At 68.9% G+C, this 14,696-nt stretch carries 10 protein-coding genes and 1 pseudogene; 2 read left to right on the forward strand and 9 right to left on the reverse strand.

What is annotated here, in order from left to right; all coding sequences use genetic code 11:
* Positions 1-4: 4 nt before the first annotated feature.
* From C566_RS0117240 to C566_RS0117250, 3 genes are all read right to left on the reverse strand, one after another.
* On the reverse strand, positions 5-1,615 hold the full coding sequence (locus C566_RS0117240) for a CYTH and CHAD domain-containing protein (RefSeq protein WP_231386416.1): 1,611 nt from the start codon (positions 1,613-1,615) through the stop codon (positions 5-7).
* 147 nt (positions 1,616-1,762) lie between these two features.
* On the reverse strand, positions 1,763-4,600 hold the full coding sequence (locus tag C566_RS21730) for an RCC1 domain-containing protein (protein ID WP_196802400.1): 2,838 nt from the start codon (positions 4,598-4,600) through the stop codon (positions 1,763-1,765).
* A gap of 319 nt (positions 4,601-4,919) precedes the next feature.
* Positions 4,920-5,231 (reverse strand): ROK family protein, encoded by a 312-nt coding sequence (locus C566_RS0117250; protein WP_018775608.1) that lies wholly within the window; start codon positions 5,229-5,231, stop codon positions 4,920-4,922.
* A gap of 88 nt (positions 5,232-5,319) precedes the next feature.
* On the opposite strand from C566_RS0117250, the pseudogene C566_RS22485 reads away from it, so the two are divergent.
* Positions 5,320-5,511: pseudogene (locus C566_RS22485) on the forward strand (YbiU family protein); the annotation flags it as partial.
* Between the two features lie 81 nt (positions 5,512-5,592).
* On the opposite strand, the gene C566_RS0117260 reads toward C566_RS22485, so the two are convergent.
* The 4 genes from C566_RS0117260 to C566_RS0117275 form a co-directional block, all read right to left on the reverse strand.
* A complete protein-coding gene (locus C566_RS0117260; protein ID WP_018775610.1) occupies positions 5,593-7,344 on the reverse strand; it encodes an acetyl/propionyl/methylcrotonyl-CoA carboxylase subunit alpha in 1,752 nt (583 codons plus the stop codon).
* The gene (locus C566_RS0117265; protein WP_231386421.1) at positions 7,344-9,020 is read right to left on the reverse strand and encodes a 5-oxoprolinase/urea amidolyase family protein; all 1,677 of its coding nucleotides are present in this window, start codon (positions 9,018-9,020) and stop codon (positions 7,344-7,346) included. The genes C566_RS0117260 and C566_RS0117265 overlap by 1 nt, the downstream gene beginning before the upstream one ends.
* 52 nt (positions 9,021-9,072) lie before the next feature.
* On the reverse strand, positions 9,073-10,413 hold the full coding sequence (locus C566_RS0117270; protein ID WP_018775612.1) for an MFS transporter: 1,341 nt from the start codon (positions 10,411-10,413) through the stop codon (positions 9,073-9,075).
* Between the two features lie 94 nt (positions 10,414-10,507).
* Positions 10,508-11,266 carry a LamB/YcsF family protein gene (locus C566_RS0117275; RefSeq protein ID WP_018775613.1) on the reverse strand — a complete coding sequence of 253 codons (759 nt, stop codon included), beginning with the start codon at positions 11,264-11,266 and terminating at the stop codon, positions 10,508-10,510.
* A 106-nt stretch (positions 11,267-11,372) separates the two neighbouring features.
* Here C566_RS0117275 and C566_RS0117280 point away from each other — a divergent pair, with 106 nt between their 5' ends.
* Positions 11,373-12,065: a GntR family transcriptional regulator gene (locus C566_RS0117280; RefSeq protein ID WP_018775614.1), complete on the forward strand. Its 693-nt coding sequence runs from the start codon at positions 11,373-11,375 to the stop codon at positions 12,063-12,065.
* Between the two features lie 181 nt (positions 12,066-12,246).
* On the opposite strand, the gene C566_RS0117285 is transcribed toward C566_RS0117280, so the two are convergent.
* Both C566_RS0117285 and C566_RS0117290 read right to left on the reverse strand, forming a co-directional pair.
* Positions 12,247-13,311, reverse strand: coding sequence for a LacI family DNA-binding transcriptional regulator (locus C566_RS0117285; RefSeq protein WP_018775615.1), 1,065 nt, complete (start codon positions 13,309-13,311; stop codon positions 12,247-12,249).
* A 1-nt stretch (position 13,312) separates the two neighbouring features.
* Positions 13,313-14,563 carry a Gfo/Idh/MocA family protein gene (locus C566_RS0117290; RefSeq protein ID WP_018775616.1) on the reverse strand — a complete coding sequence of 417 codons (1,251 nt, stop codon included), beginning with the start codon at positions 14,561-14,563 and terminating at the stop codon, positions 13,313-13,315.
* Positions 14,564-14,696 lie beyond the last annotated feature (133 nt).

Here is a 14,696-nt window from a genome sequence, read left to right on the forward strand (position 1 = left end):
CGGATCAGGGCCGCAGCCGCAGGCCGCGAAGCTTTTTCCCTGCCTTGCGGGCTTTGGTCTCCGTCTTGAGGGCAATGCGTTCTTCCATCTCCAGCAAACTCTCAAAGCCGAGGTCAGTATCGACGGGCCGGTCCGGGGTGGCCGCGAGCCTGTGCAGGAGGTCGGTCGCCATGACGCTGTCCTGGTGGTCGCCGAGTACCGTCTGGAGCCGTCCGGCCGCTTTGGTGAGCTTGGCGGCGCGTTTGCCGTGGATCTCCGTGACCGATTCGCCCGCGTGGCGCAGGCGTTTGGCGTCTTTTCGGACCTCATGCAGCGCCGTGTCGCGTGCGGCCGTGTCGGCGGAGCCTTTGACGGCCTTCCGGGCACGCTCCACCCGCTGCGCGGCCTTGTTCACCAGCTTGGCCGTCACCTTACGGGCGGGCCGGAAGGCGCGTGGCTTGGCAGGGGGGTGGTCCCGGAAGTCCTCCAGGGCGCCTAGGAGACGGAAATAGCGGCCGGTCCGGAGGGTCTTCAGGACGTTTCTGTAGCCTGCGTCATGGGCTGCGACCAGCTCCTGTTCGATCATCTGGGTCAACAGGCCGGACCTCTGTTCTTCGGGTAGTTCCAGGATGTGCTGGCGAAGCCGCTCCAGCATGACTTCGGCATCGCGGGCCGGACCCAGGACCTGGCCAAGCCACTTCAGTTCGGCCTGGAGTTCCCGCACCGCTGACCGGTTGAAGAGTTTGCGATAGGTGGCCAGGGCGGACCGCGCCCGGCGGGTCGCGGACCGCATCTTGTGGACGGAATCCGGTGTCCCCATCCGCACGCCCGGATCGTTGGCGATGAAGTCGCCGATCCGCGCGTCCAAGTAGGCGGTCACGACGTCGACTGCCGGTCCCTTCTTCCGGGGCGTCGGAGTCCGGGGACTGAACTCGGCCGGCCAGGCATCGCCCAGGGCACGGGCGACTTTGGAAGGATAAGCGGAGTGGCTGACTCCGGTAGATGCCAGGGTTGCGGCGGCAGCCTCGAAGAGCTCTGCTGTGCCGTGGACGAGTTCGAGCTCCCATTCACGCCAATCGACGGCGGGTCCCGGCGGCCGCAGGGCCTCGGCATGAACGTGGTCGTCGGCAAAGTCGGCCAGGTGCTCACCGCCAGGCCCATAAAGCCGGTAGGTGGTGCGCCGCGTGCTCAGCCGGGCGACGGGCACGAGTGCGTCGCCGCGGATGAAGACCTGCAGATGGTCGGACAGTTCTTCCGGAACAGTCTCCGGCTGGCCCAGCGGCGCATGGATCTCCTCCCGCTGGTCCGTTCCGGCGGGAAGCTTGAGGTGCCAGCCCTCATCGGCTCCGCCCGTGCGGCGCCGCAGGGTCATGCGCCGTGCAGCGAGGGCCAGGGCCGGAGTATCGAAGTACACAGCCTCAAGCTGATCCGTCACAGGCTCCGCGACGTGGTCCACACCCTCGATTTCCTGCAGTTCCGGCAGCGCCGCAGAGGTCCCGGCGTCGTATTTTTGTTCCGTTTCAAGTTTTCCCGGGGTGTCCATGGCGCTCAGGACTCCCCACGGGACGCGCGTTCCCGCGGCAGCGAACTCATGGGCCTGTTGATGACCGTCATGGCGGGCCTCCTCTACTGGCACCGCTCGAACATGGCCTTGGTTCTGCGGGGGGCGTGTCCGGCCGGTGCCTTGGCCCGGTGCGCCCAGCCCGATTCTAGGCTCTGCGCGAATCGGCGACCAGACCGCCCGCGGCGCCCCGCTGTTCACGACGTCCGAGGGGGGCTTCACCTAGGGCCAGAGGCTCGTGACGCCAGTGAGGCCGGGGACTTCGGCGGGGGTGCTCGTGTCGGCGGTGGTGCCGTTGCCGAGCTGGCCATGGGGGCTGGCACCCCAGGCGCGGACGGATTTGTCGCTCATCAGCGCGAATATTGCGCGTCCGTTGACCGTGATGGATGTGACGCCCGTAAGTCCTGTGACCTGGACGGGGGCACCGGTGTAGCTGGTACTGCCGTTGCCGAGCTCGCCGTGCTTATTGTTGCCCCAGGCGCGGACTGTGCCGTCGCGCAGCAGCGCGTAGGCTGCTGACTCTCCTGCCGCGATGGAGGTGGCTCCAATGATGCCCTTAACCGGGATAGGCGTGCTGGCGTCGTCGTTGGTGCCGTTGCCGAGCTGGCCGTACCCGCCGTTGCCCCAGACGCGGACCGTTCCGTCCTTCAGCAGGGCGTAGGCAGTGCCTCTGCCCGTCGCGATGGAGGACACGCCGGCGAGGCCGGTGACCTGGACCGGCACTGCGCTGTCGGTCCTCGTGCCGATGCCGAGCAGGCCGGAAGCGCCGCTCCCCCAGGCACGGACGGTGCCGTCGCCCAGCACCGCATAGATCACCACATAGTCTGACAGGCTGAGCTTCAACGATGTCACACCGCTGAGGCCCTTGGCCTGGACCGGGATGTTGCGGCGCTCCGTGGTGCCGTCGCCGAGCTGGCCGAATTGATTGCCGCCCCAGGCGCGGACGGTTCCGTCCTTCAGCAGGGCGAAGGCGCTGCCGTTTCTCGCCGTGATGGAGCTGACCGCGGCAAGGCCCTGGACCTGGACGGGGGTGCTGCTGTTGTCGTTGTTGCCGTTGCCGAGCTGGCCCATGTAGTTGTCTCCCCACGCCAGGACGGTCCCGTCCGCCAACAGCGCGTAGGCAGTGTCGCCGTCGGCCGTGATCGACACGGCGCCGGTGATGCCCCGGACCCGGACCGGAACACTCGAGTCGTGGACGGGCACCCCGCTGCCGAGCTGGCCCATAAAGTTGTTGCCCCACGCCCAGACTGTCCCGTCAGCCAGCAGTGCATATTTGCTGGCGGTGCCCTGTGCGGCCATGGCAACCCCCGACAACCCGGAGATGCCCACAGGCAAGCTGCTAAACGGCACCGTGCCACTGACGCCGAGCTGCCGCTCGTAGTTGTCGCCCCAGGCACGGACTGTCCCGTCTGCAAGCAGGGTGAAGGCCGAGGTCCCGGTGGCGGAGATGGAAGTGGCGTCGGAGAGCCCGTGGACCGGGCCGGGAATGCTGCGGTCGGCATTGGTGCCGTTGCCTAGCTGGCCGACTCGGTTACCGCCCCAAGCACGGATTGACCCGTCGTTCAGCAGCGCGTATGCCGTGCCGTAGGCAGCAGTGACGGCGGTAACGCTGGTGAGTCCGTTGACCTGGACAGGCACGTTGCTGTTGCCGGTGGTGCCGTTGCCGAGCTGGCCGTACGCGTTGCCGCCCCAGGCACGGACCGTCCCGTCCAACAGCCGCGCGTAGGCAGTGCCTCCTCCGGCCGTGATGGAAGAGACCGCGCTGAGCCCTTTGACCTGGACGGGCACGTTGCTGTTGCCGGTGGTGCCGTTGCCGAGCTCGCCATTCGAGTTGCCGCCCCAGGCACGGACCGTACCGTCCGTCAGCAGCGCGTAGGCAGTGCCTCCTCCGCCAGTCGTGAGCGCCGTGACCCCGGTGAGGCCCTGGACCCGGACCGGGGTGAGGCCGTCGCTGACGCCGCCGCCGTTGCCGAGCCGGCCCCCCATGCTGAACCCCCAGGCGCGAACGGTTCCGTCGTTCAGCAGCGCGTAGGCCGCGGACGACCCGACCGCGATGGACCTTGCACCGGTGAGCCCTTTGACCTGGACGGGCACGTAGCTGTTCCCGGTGGTGCCGTCGCCGAGCTGTCCGCCCCAGTTGTAGCCCCACGACCGGACGGTCCCGTCTTTCAGCAGCGCGTAGGCGGCGCCGGAGCCCGCAGTGAGGGCGGTAACGCCGGTGAGCCCCCTGACCTGGACGGGACTGCTGCTCCCGTAGACCGAGCCGTTGCCGAGCTGGCCACTCGTGTTGGAACCCCAGGATCGAACGGTCCCGTCCTTCAGAAGCGCATAGGCCGTGGACCAGTCGGCGGCGATGGACGTTACACCGGTGAGGCCGCTGACCTGGACAGGCGTTGTGCTGCTGATGCTGGTGCCGTTGCCAAGCTGGCCCTGCTCGTTCGAGCCCCACGCACGGAGGGTCCCGTCGGATAACAGCGCGTAACTCGAACCGCCGGTGCCGGCCAGGGCTTTGACTCCCCTCAGTCCGCTCACGGCAGCCGGGGTGGAACGGTAGGGCGTGGTGCCGTTGCCGAGCTGGCTGAAGCGGTTTTCGCCCCAGGTGAGAGCCGAGTTCTTGGATGCCCCGGGGAGGTAGTAGCCGGAGACGTCGGCAATGAGATGGGTGGTGCCGGAGGAGCGGTTGAACAAGGTGACCTTGCCGTCGGCGCCGACGGGTACGGTGACGGAGTTCGCGACCGTCTGGCCGGCGAGGAAGTTCAGGTTGGACGAATCGGGCCGGCGTGTCCCGGAGGCGTAGGCGGTGATGTACCCGATCAACCGTGGCACGGTGGCGGTGAGGTTGAAGGTCACAGCGGAAACCTTCGCCGGAATCCCATGCGCCCCGCCGACCTGGAAGGACACGGTCCCGTCCGGGCGCACCGCAGCAGAAGTCCGGGTGTCCAGTGCCCGGAATGGGGTGACCGGGACCAACGCACCCGGCACGGTCGGCGTCGCGTACGTCTCGGCCACCGCGACAGGGGACGTCAGCACGTCGTTTGCAGTCGCCGCTGGCGCGGTCACCGCTGATGCTGCAAGCAGGACACCCAACGCGGCAGCCAGGCAAGCGGTCCCCCGCCGAAATTGCGCACTCAAAGTAGCCATGATTCCCCCAAAACATGGCCCCGAGACAGCAGACCGCGGATACTTCTCGCGAACCTACCACACCTGCCCGCCCGGTCAAGGTTCACCCAGGACCCGTCCGCCCCTCGCAGAGTCACGGACCCGAGCGGGCAACAACCGCACACACCGGGCACACGGCCGGGCACACTCCCCAGCGTGCCCGGCCGGCTTCGTTTTTGGGGGGTCCGGCCCGCAAAAAGACCGGCAGATCACCTGAAGATCACCGGCGGTATTCGGCCCAGATCCCTTCCACTGCCGCTTCACCGGCGTGCAATGAGGCCCCGGTCAAGGGCCCCTCTGTACCGAGATCACTGACGGTCACCATGGTTGAGGGTTCCAGCAGGTGCGGCAAGAGGCAGTCGCGCAATCGGTCGACAAACGCCGGGCAGTCCACCAGCGGCCCGCTCAGCACGACAGCCGCGGGGTCGCTCAGGGTGGCTGTGTTGCCGATGGCTTCGCCCAGAAGTTCGAGGAAGCCTACGACCGCCGGGGAGTCAGGCTGTTCCGCAAAGAGACCGCGGTATCGGTCCATGTCGAGGGAAAGACCGCCGGCCGTCGTGATCCCAGACCGAGCAGACGCTCCATGAGGGTCCGGCCGTTCTGCCGCAGACTTCCGCACGTTCCAGGGCTGGACGGCGCTGTCGGACATGGACAACGACCAGGGCGTGCTGCAGACCGTCCCGATCCCGGAAGCCATGGCCTACATCCTGCTCCGCCCGCTCCTGATGCGCGCGCTCTCGTCCATCCCCGATGTGCAGGCGGGAGACTCGGTGTGGTGGCACTGCGACGTGATCCACGCCGTCGAGGCATAGCCACGTCTCGCTCGAACGTGACTGGGCCGCTTCCGCTAGCGGAAACGGCCCAGTCACTCGCCAAACATCAGCAGAATGTGGCTACCCGATCAGCGCGAGCACCGCGCCGGCCGTGACAACCCCGCCCGCTTCGGTGCGGACGTCGGTGACGGTGCCGTCCCGGTGCGCGGAGACCTGGGTTTCCATCTTCATGGCCTCAAGGACCACCACCGGATCTCCGGCCGAGACTTCGGCTCCCGGCTCGACGAGCCACTTGACCACGGTCCCGGCCATGTCCGCGCGCAACTCCCCCGGGTCAGCAGCGGCGGCGGCACCGCCGTCGGACACGGAAGACACGCCCGCGGGCAGCGGACCGCCCGCGCGGGCCCAGCCGTCGAGCAAATCCGCCGGAAGGCCGACGGCGAGGCGCCGGCCGTCCACGTCGACCGTGATGGTGCGGCGTGCACCGTCGGGGGCGGTGGTGCTGTAGTCGGGGTCGGCAGGGATGCTGTCCGCGAAGTCGGTTTCGATCCAGCGGGTGTGGATGCCGAGGCCCTCCTCGGAGGTGAAGTCCGGGGATTCCAGCACGGCCCGGTGGAACGGCAGCACGGTGGCCACGCCGGTAATGCGCATTTCGGCGAGGGCCCGGCGGGCGCGGCGCAGGGCCTGCTGGCGGTCCGCGCCGGTGACGATCAGCTTCGCGAGCAGGGAATCGAACTGCGGCGCGACGAAGGAGCCGGAGCGGACGCCGGTGTCGAGGCGGATGCCCGGGCCGGTGGGGCCGGCGAACTCGACGATGGTGCCGGGCGAGGGCAGGAAGCCGCGGCCCACGTCCTCGGCGTTGAGCCGGAATTCGAAGGCGTGTCCGCGCGGCGCCGGGTCTTCGGTCAGGCGCAGCGGCTCGCCCGCGGCGATCCGGAACTGTTCCTGGACGAGGTCGATCCCCGTGGTTTCCTCGGTGATGGGGTGCTCCACCTGCAGCCGGGTGTTGACCTCGAGGAAGGCCACGGTGCCGTCCGCCGCGACGAGGAATTCCACCGTGCCGGCGCCGGAGTAGCCCGCTTCCCGGCAGACGGCCTTGGCGGCGTCATAGATCAGCGTGGTCTGCTCGTCGCTCAGGAACGGCGCGGGGGCCTCTTCCAGGAGCTTCTGATGCCGGCGCTGCAGGGAGCAGTCGCGGGTTCCGACGACCACGACGTTGCCGTGCGCGTCCGCCAGGACCTGCGCCTCGACGTGGCGGGGACGGTCCAGGTAGCGCTCCACGAAGCACTCGCCCCGGCCGAAGGCGGCAACGGCTTCACGGACGGCGGAGTCGAAGGCTTCCTCGACCTCGTCGATGGCCCGGACCACCTTCATGCCGCGACCGCCGCCGCCGAACGCGGCCTTGATGGCGATCGGCAGGCCATGCTGTTCGGCGAAGGCGCGGGCCTCGGCCGCCGTGTCGACGGGACCGTCGCTGCCGGCCACCAGGGGTGCGCCGGCCCGGACGGCGGCGTCGCGGGCGGTGATCTTGTTGCCGAGTAAACGGATGGCGTCCGGGCTGGGGCCGATCCAGGTCAGTCCGGCGTCGAGGACGGCCTGGGCGAAGTCGGCGTTCTCGGAGAGGAAGCCGTAGCCGGGGTGGACGGCGTCCGCACCGGACTGGGCCGCCACCGCCAGGAGCTTGGGGATGTTCAGGTACGTGTCCGCGGGCGAGTTGCCGTCCAGGCTGAACGCAACATCTGCGGCCGAGACGTGCAGGGCGTCGGCGTCGATGTCGGCGTAGACAGCGACGGACGCCAGCTGCGCGTCGTCGCAGGCCCGGGCTATGCGGACCGCGATTTCTCCACGGTTGGCGATCAGGACCTTGCGCATCAGTTACTCGCTTCTTCGTTGTTGGGGGTGTGTTCGGCGGGGGCGGATTCGGCCCAGCGGAAGCGGATCTTGCCGCCGATCGGGACCTGGGCGGCGAGGTCCAGCTGGGAGTCGACCACCACGGCGATCACCGGGTAGCCGCCGGTGATCGGATGGTCGGCCAGGAACAGCACGGGAAGGCCCTCCGGCGGAACCTGCAGGGCGCCGGCGACGGTGCCTTCGCTGGGCAGTTCGCCCTGGCGGCTGCGCTGCAGCGGGGTACCGTCCAGCCGCATGCCGACGCGGTTGGACTGCGGCAGCACGGCCCAGTCCTGGGCGGCAAAGGAGTCCAGTGCCGCCTGATCGAACCAGTCGGCGCGGGGGCCGGGGACGACGTCGAGGACGGTCACCCCGGCGCCCGGGTAGTCCGGCTGCAGTTCGGGATTTCCGACGACGCCGCTCTCGGCTTCTCCGCCGGTGCCCAGTAGCTGCCCGGCGGCCAGGGGCGCAGGACCGATCCCGGACATGGTGTCCGTGGAGCGGCTGCCCAGTACCGGGGCGGCATTCACCCCGCCGCGGACCGCGAGGTAGCTGCGGAAGCCGCTCTCCGGCGCACCGATGCTGAGCGTTTCGCCGTCGAGCAGCGCGAAGGGAGTGGCCACCGGCACGGTGCGCTGCCACGTATCGCCGGCCTCGTCCGGTGCGGAGGCGATGCTCAGTTCCGACGGCGCCCCGGCGACGGCGAGGACCCGGTCCCCCACGGCCTGGACCTTGAGGCCGCCCGCGACGGTCTCGATGCCGGCTGCGCCGGGGGCGTTGCCGACGAGGCGGTTGGCCCGGCGCAGCGAGGCCCGGTCCAGCGCGCCGGCGGCGGAGACGCCCAGGCCGGAGTGGCCGTCCCGGCCGAGGTCCTGGATCAGGCTCTGAAGACCCGGTGAAACGATCCGGAGTCCATCGGCGGAAGCTTCTGCGACTGCCGCCGCGGGCTCCGCTACCGGCTCCGCCGCTAGGGCGAGTGCATCCCGGACCGGACGGAACTGCACCCGGTGGCCGGGGGCGGCCAGGGCGGGCGGCTCCCGGTCCAGGTCCCACATCTTGGCGTTGGTGCGCCCGATCAGCTGCCAGCCGCCCGGGGACCGGCGCGGGTACACGGCCGAGTAGTTGCCGGCCAGCGCCACGGAGCCCGCGGGAACTGCAGTGCGGGGCGAGCTACGGCGCGGCACTTCCAGCTGCTGGTTCTCCCCGATCATGTACCCGAATCCGGGGGCAAAGCCGGCGAAGGCAACGGTCCAGATCTGCCCGGAGTGGGCGGCAATCACGCCGTCGGTTCCCAAGCCGGTCAGCCGCCCGACTTCGGCGAGGTCCTCGCCGTCGTACACGGTGTCGATGACCACCAGCTCGCCGTCGCGCTGGACGGGTGCGGTGAGGTCGAGCTGCATCAGGCGGGCGGCGATGCGCCGGGCCGACGCCGGGGATTCGGCCTTGACCAGGACGGTCTCGGCCGCGGCCAGGACGTCCTGCTGGCCCGGCAGTGGCTTCTCCAGCAGCAGCGCCTGCAGGGCAAGCACATCCTGGGTGCCGGAGAGCTCGGCCAGGACCGCGCGCGTCCCCACTGCCCGCACAGAGCGGACCTTGTGAGCTGCGGTTTCGCCTGCTCCGGTCGCTTGTACCTTCAGGGGTTCCCCTGCTGTCTCAATCACGAGTTGCCTCAATCATTGTGCCGGTGCCGGTGGACAGGACCCGCGCCGCTCAGGCGCGGGCTTCCTGCAGGAGCCGCTCTTCTTCGTCGGTATGCGGGTTGCGCCCGATGGCCAGCCCGATGACCGTCACGATCGAGGCGACCGCGAGGTAGCCCGCGATCAGGAACCAATTGCCGCTGGCAGCGAAGAGGGCGGTGAAGACCAACGGTGCGATGGCGCCGCCGACCACGCCGGCCAGCGTGTAGGCCAGCGAACTGCCGGCGTAGCGCAGCCGGGCCGGGAACTGTTCGGTGATGTAGGCAGCCTGCGGGCCGTACATGAAGGCGTGGAAGGCCAGCCCGATCACGATGCCGACGGTCAGTGTGAGGACCGACTTGTCCTGGATCATGACGAAGAACAGCGGGATGTAAATGGCGGTTCCGACGGCGGCGATACCGTATACGAGGCGGCGGTTGACGCGGTCCGTGAGGGCGCCCGCCGCAGGGATCAGGACCAGCTGGAAGGCGGAGCCGATCAGGATGGCGGTCAGTACGTTGCTGGTGCTCATGCCCAGTTGCTTGGTGGCGTAGACGGCCATGAAGACGGTGAGCAGGGAGTACAGCACGTCCGGGCTGATGCGGGACAGGGCGGCGGCCACGAGGGCGCGCGGTTCCTTGGTGAAGACCTCCTTGATGGGGGCCTTGGGCTGTTCGCCGTGGGCCTGGATGGCCTTGAAGACGGGGGTTTCCTCGAGCTTGAGCCGGATCAGCAGGCCGAAGCCCACCAAAACGGCCGAGGCGAGGAAGGCCACGCGCCAGCCCCAGGAGAGGAAGTCTTCGTTGCTGAGAGTCGCGGCGAGCACGGCCAGGACGCCGTTGGCCATCAGGTTGCCGGCGGGCGGGCCGATCTGCGCGGCGGAAGACCAGAAGCCGCGCCGCTTGGCGTCGCCGAATTCGCTCGAGAGCAGGACGGCACCGCCCCACTCGCCGCCGACGCCGATGCCCTGTGCCAGGCGCAGCAACACCAGGATGATGGGTGCGGCTATACCGATGGTGGCGTAGCCAGGGAGCGCGCCGATTACCACCGTTGCGATGCCGATCAGCAGCAGGGTGGTCACGAGGACGTGCTTGCGGCCGATTTTGTCACCGAGCCGGCCGAAGATCACGCCGCCGATGGGACGGGCGAGGTAGCCCACCGCAAAGGTCGAGAACGACAGCAGCAGCCCGACGTATTCGTCGTTGCCCGGGAAGAAGACCTTGGGGAACACCAAGGCCGAGGCCACGGAGTAGATCGCGAAGTCGTAGTACTCCAGCGAAGTGCCGGTGAGGCTCGCGATGTAGGCCTTGAGGGCACCGGGCGGGATCCTCCTCTTGCCGGCGGCCGGGGTGGCCTGATGCGGTGCTGCAGTCATGGTTTTCCTCCAGGTGTGCGGGGTGCTGCCTGTTGCTTGGGTTAAGTGCGGATGGTCCCGGTGGCACCGGGGTGTGAAGCGGTGAAGCTGCGGTCTAGACGAAGGCAGCGGTGGTGATGTCTGCGGCGTTGAGCGCTTCGCGGACAGCGGCGGCCATGGCGACGGCACCCGGGGAATCACCGTGCACGCAGATGCTTTCGGCGCGGATTTTCAGGATGGAGCCGTCGATGGTGCGGATGGCGGAATCGGTGGCCATCCGGAGGACATGCTCAGTGCCGAGAGCGGGGTCCTCCAGCACGGCTCCGGGGAGCGTACGGGACACGAGGGTGCCGTCCGGGTTGTAAGCCCGGTCCGCGAAGGCTTCGGTAACCGCGCGGAGGCCGGCGGCCTCGGCCAGGCGCAGCACTTCCGAGCCCGGCAGGCCCAGGATGGGCAGGTTCGGGTCAACGGATTTCACGGCGTCGACGACGGCCTTCGCCTGGGCGGTGTGCGAAACGATCGCGTTGTACAGGCCGCCGTGCGGCTTGACGTACTTAACCGTGCCACCCTCGACGGCAGCCAGCGCCTGCAGCGCACCGATCTGGTAGACGACGTCGTCGGCCAGTTCGATCGGGTCGATGTCCAGGAAGCGGCGGCCGAAGCCGGCCAGATCGCGGTAGCCGACGTGGGCGCCGATCACGACGCCGGCGGCAACCGCCTCGCGGCAGGTCCGGCGGATGACGCTGGGGTCGCCAGCGTGGAATCCGCAGGCCACGTTGGCGCTGGAGACCGAGCGGAACATCGCCGTGTCGTCGCCCAGGGTCCAGCGTCCGAAAGATTCGCCAACGTCGCTGTTCAGGTCAATGGTTGCCATTTGTGATCCTCGTCTCATGATAGCCCCCTACTAGGATGCATCAATTTCACGGATTGTTCAACAATCCGACGATTCAACATTGGGACAATCGTGTAGATTCGGCACTATGACCACTCCCGATGGGGCTGCCGGCTCCGCCCTCGGCGCAGCTGCCGCGCGGCTGCGCGTGGCCGTCCCCTCCGTGGCGGACCGCGTCGCGGCCGAGCTGCGCCTGCAACTGGCGGAGGGCCTGCTCCTGCCGGGAGCCCGGCTCACGGAGTCGAGCATCGCCGAAGACCTGGGCGTCTCCCGCAACACGGTCCGCGAGGCCTTCGCCGAACTGGCGGCCGAGCGCCTGGTGGTCCGGCACCCGAACCGCGGCGTCTTCGTGGCCAGCCTCGAGGCCGGCGACATCCACGACGTCTATACCGTGCGCCGCGCCATTGAAGTCAGTGCGATCCGCGGCGGCGGCAGCCCGGAGCGCGTGGCCGCGGTCCGCGCTGCGGTGGAAGAGGGCAAAGCCGCCGCCGCCGCCAATGACGAGGAAGGCCTGGGCAGCGCCAACCAGCATTTCCATGGCGCTATCGTGGCCCTGGCGGGCAGCCGGCGGCTGGACACGATCATGTCCCAGGTCCTGGCCGAGATGCGGCTGTTCTTCCACAAGGCCACCGTGGATGCGCACTTCTACCGGGGCTACCTGCCGGACAACGAGGAAATCTGCACCGCCCTGGAAGCCGGGGACCTGGACCGCGCCGGCACGCTGCTGCTGGCCTATCTAAACCGGTCCGAGGAGCGCCAGGCCGCCGTCCACGGCGAGTGACCCTGGTCCGGCCGGCACCTGCGGAACGCGCATCCAGCCGGCGAACCGGCCGCCGCGGAGGACCAGACGGCGCCATCGGCTGCCCGGTAGCCGCACGGCAAAGACCCGCGCAATATACGTCCGACCGGGGTCGGCCTCTTGGAGGCCGGCCCCGGTCGTCGCAGTCTGCGGTAAACCCGCGCTACTGTCCGGCCGGTGCCGCAAGGACGGGGAGGGGCACCGGCGCGCAGCCGCAGGATGCGCGCAGGACCAGGTCCACCGGAAAGATCCTGTTCCGGGTCGGAGACAGGCCGTCAAAGCCAATGAGCGCCTCGACGGCGGCCTCGGCCATGGCCTGCACAGGCTGCGCGACCGTGCTCAGCGGCGGCCAGCTGAACTCCGCCTCAGCCGAGCCGTCGAAGGAGAAGACCGCCAGGTCCTCGGGGACCCGCAGCCCGGCCTCGGACACCGCGCGCAGCAGGCCGACAGCCTGCAGGTCGGAACTGACAAACACGGCAGTGGGGCGGTCCGCGGCCGCGACCAGCCGCTGCCCGGCCCGGTAGCCGCCCTGCCGGTCGAAGTCACAGCGCAGAATGGGCCCTTCCGGGAGGCCGGCCTCCGCGAGGCCCTGCTGCCAGCCGACCTCGCGGGCGTCCAGATCATTGCCGGCGTTCATGCCCATGACCAGGGCGATGTTGCGGTGGCCGTGGCCCACCAGGTGCTCGACGGCACGCCGGGAGCCTTCCAGCAGCTCCACGCCGACCGAGTTGAAGCCCGGCACCTCGGTGCTGTGGTTAAGCAGCACGGCGGGGATTTCCGAATGCTCCAGCTCGGTCAGGTCGGGTTCGAACAGCACGCTGGAGAGGAAGACCCCGTCCACGCGGCGGCTCGCGAGGTTCCTGACCTGGCGGCGCTCATTGGCCGCCGATCCGCCCGAGTTCGCCAGCAGCAGGGCGTAGCCGCGCGCCGCCGCGGCTTCCTCCACGGCGCGGGCCAAAGTGGCGAAGAAGGGGTTGGTGGTGTCCGGGACCACCATGCCGAGCATCTCGCTGGAGCCCAGCTTCAGGGCCCTCGCCGCGGCGTTCGGCCGGTATCCCAGGGCGCTGATGGCCTCGCGGACTTTCGCGGCCGTCACCGGGGAGACCCGCTTGGGGCCGCCGTTCACCACATAGCTGACGACGGCGGTGCTGACGCCCGCCAGCCTGGCCACGTCTTTTCGGGTGATCGTGGGCCTGGCGGAGGCGGGCGAGTGTGGCACAGTGACCATGCTACCGCCGGAGTTCCCCGGCAAAGCCTTCCTCATTGGTTCCCTGCGCAGGCAGCCGGACGGGGGCGTCGCCGTGGTCCGGCACGGGCAACCGCTCCCCGCCGCGGAGGGCGGACTCGTGCGCCACGATCCCCGGCAGCGTGTAGCGGGCGGCTTCCCAGGCGTTGACGGGCGGGAGCGTTCCCGTGTCGACGGCCGTGGCAAAGTCGTCCACCAGGAAGTGGTGGCTGCCCTCGTGCCCGTTGTGAAGTCCGCGGAACTCGGCCGGAAGCCGGCCGGCGTCGTGCACGGCGGCCAGCCCGGAGCTGAAGGCGTCCCGCAGGGCCGGCGCGACGCCGGCCAGCGCCGGATCGTCCGCGGCGAGCGTGGCCCGGGTGGCCAGTTCGTCGCTGACATCGGTCACGGACTCCTTGTCCTGCCACACACTGACCAGGGCCAGCTGCTCGAAGCTGGCTTCGGTGCCGAAATAACGGAAGCGGCTCTCGCGCAGGTGGGACGGGTAGCCGACGCGGCGCATCTCGTTGATGCGCATGGACCCGCCGGTAGAAAGCTCGAACAGCGCGGTGGCATTGGAGAAGTCGTTGCCGAACATGCTGACGTCCTTGTCGAACACACCGTCCCCGCGCTCATCGCGCACGCCAATGCAGCTGACGCTGACGGCATGGCCGCCGATCGCACCCAGCACCCCGCCGGTGGAGTGGGTCGGGTACAGCATGGGCGGGTAGCTGGCGGTGCGCTTCCAGTCCTCCCCGCCGCTGTACTGGTAGGCCTCGTAGAAGCCGAGATCCATGTCGTGGACGTAGTCGCCCTCGGCGTAGAAGATGCGGCCGAAGGCGCCCTCAGCCTTGCGCTTGCGGGCATAGACGGTGGCGGGGTTGTAGTAGCTCGTCTCGCCCATCATGTAGGTCAGGCCCGTCTCCCGGACAGCCTCGATGATCCGGGCGATCTCGTCCTCGCTGATGGCCATCGGCACTGCCGAATACACATGCTTGCCCGCCCGGAGCGCCTGCAGCACCAGCGGGCCGTGCGTCCAGCGCTGAGTGAAGATCGCCACGGCGTCGAGGCCGCCGTCGAGCATGGCCTCAAAGCTGGGATAGGTCCCTGCGAGGCCGAGCCGCTCCCGGAGGGCCTCGGCCCGTTCCGGCAGGACGTCGGTGACATGGACTTCTGAAATCGCGGGATGGGCGTCGAAGAGTTTGGCGAAGGCGCCTGCGAACTGTCCGGCGCCGACGATTCCTAGTGAGAAAGTCATGCACGCAAGTTTCACACCAGTTTCTACTCGAGTCAATAGCAGGTGATGAGCAGAAAGTTTCCGCCCGGAAACATAAAAGAAACGGTTGCGCATTAGAAAGTTACTCGTGTAGATTCAAGCCTCAGTTGTAATC

Source organism: Arthrobacter sp. 131MFCol6.1, assembly GCF_000374925.1.
Taxonomy (GTDB): Bacteria; Actinomycetota; Actinomycetes; order Actinomycetales; family Micrococcaceae; genus Arthrobacter.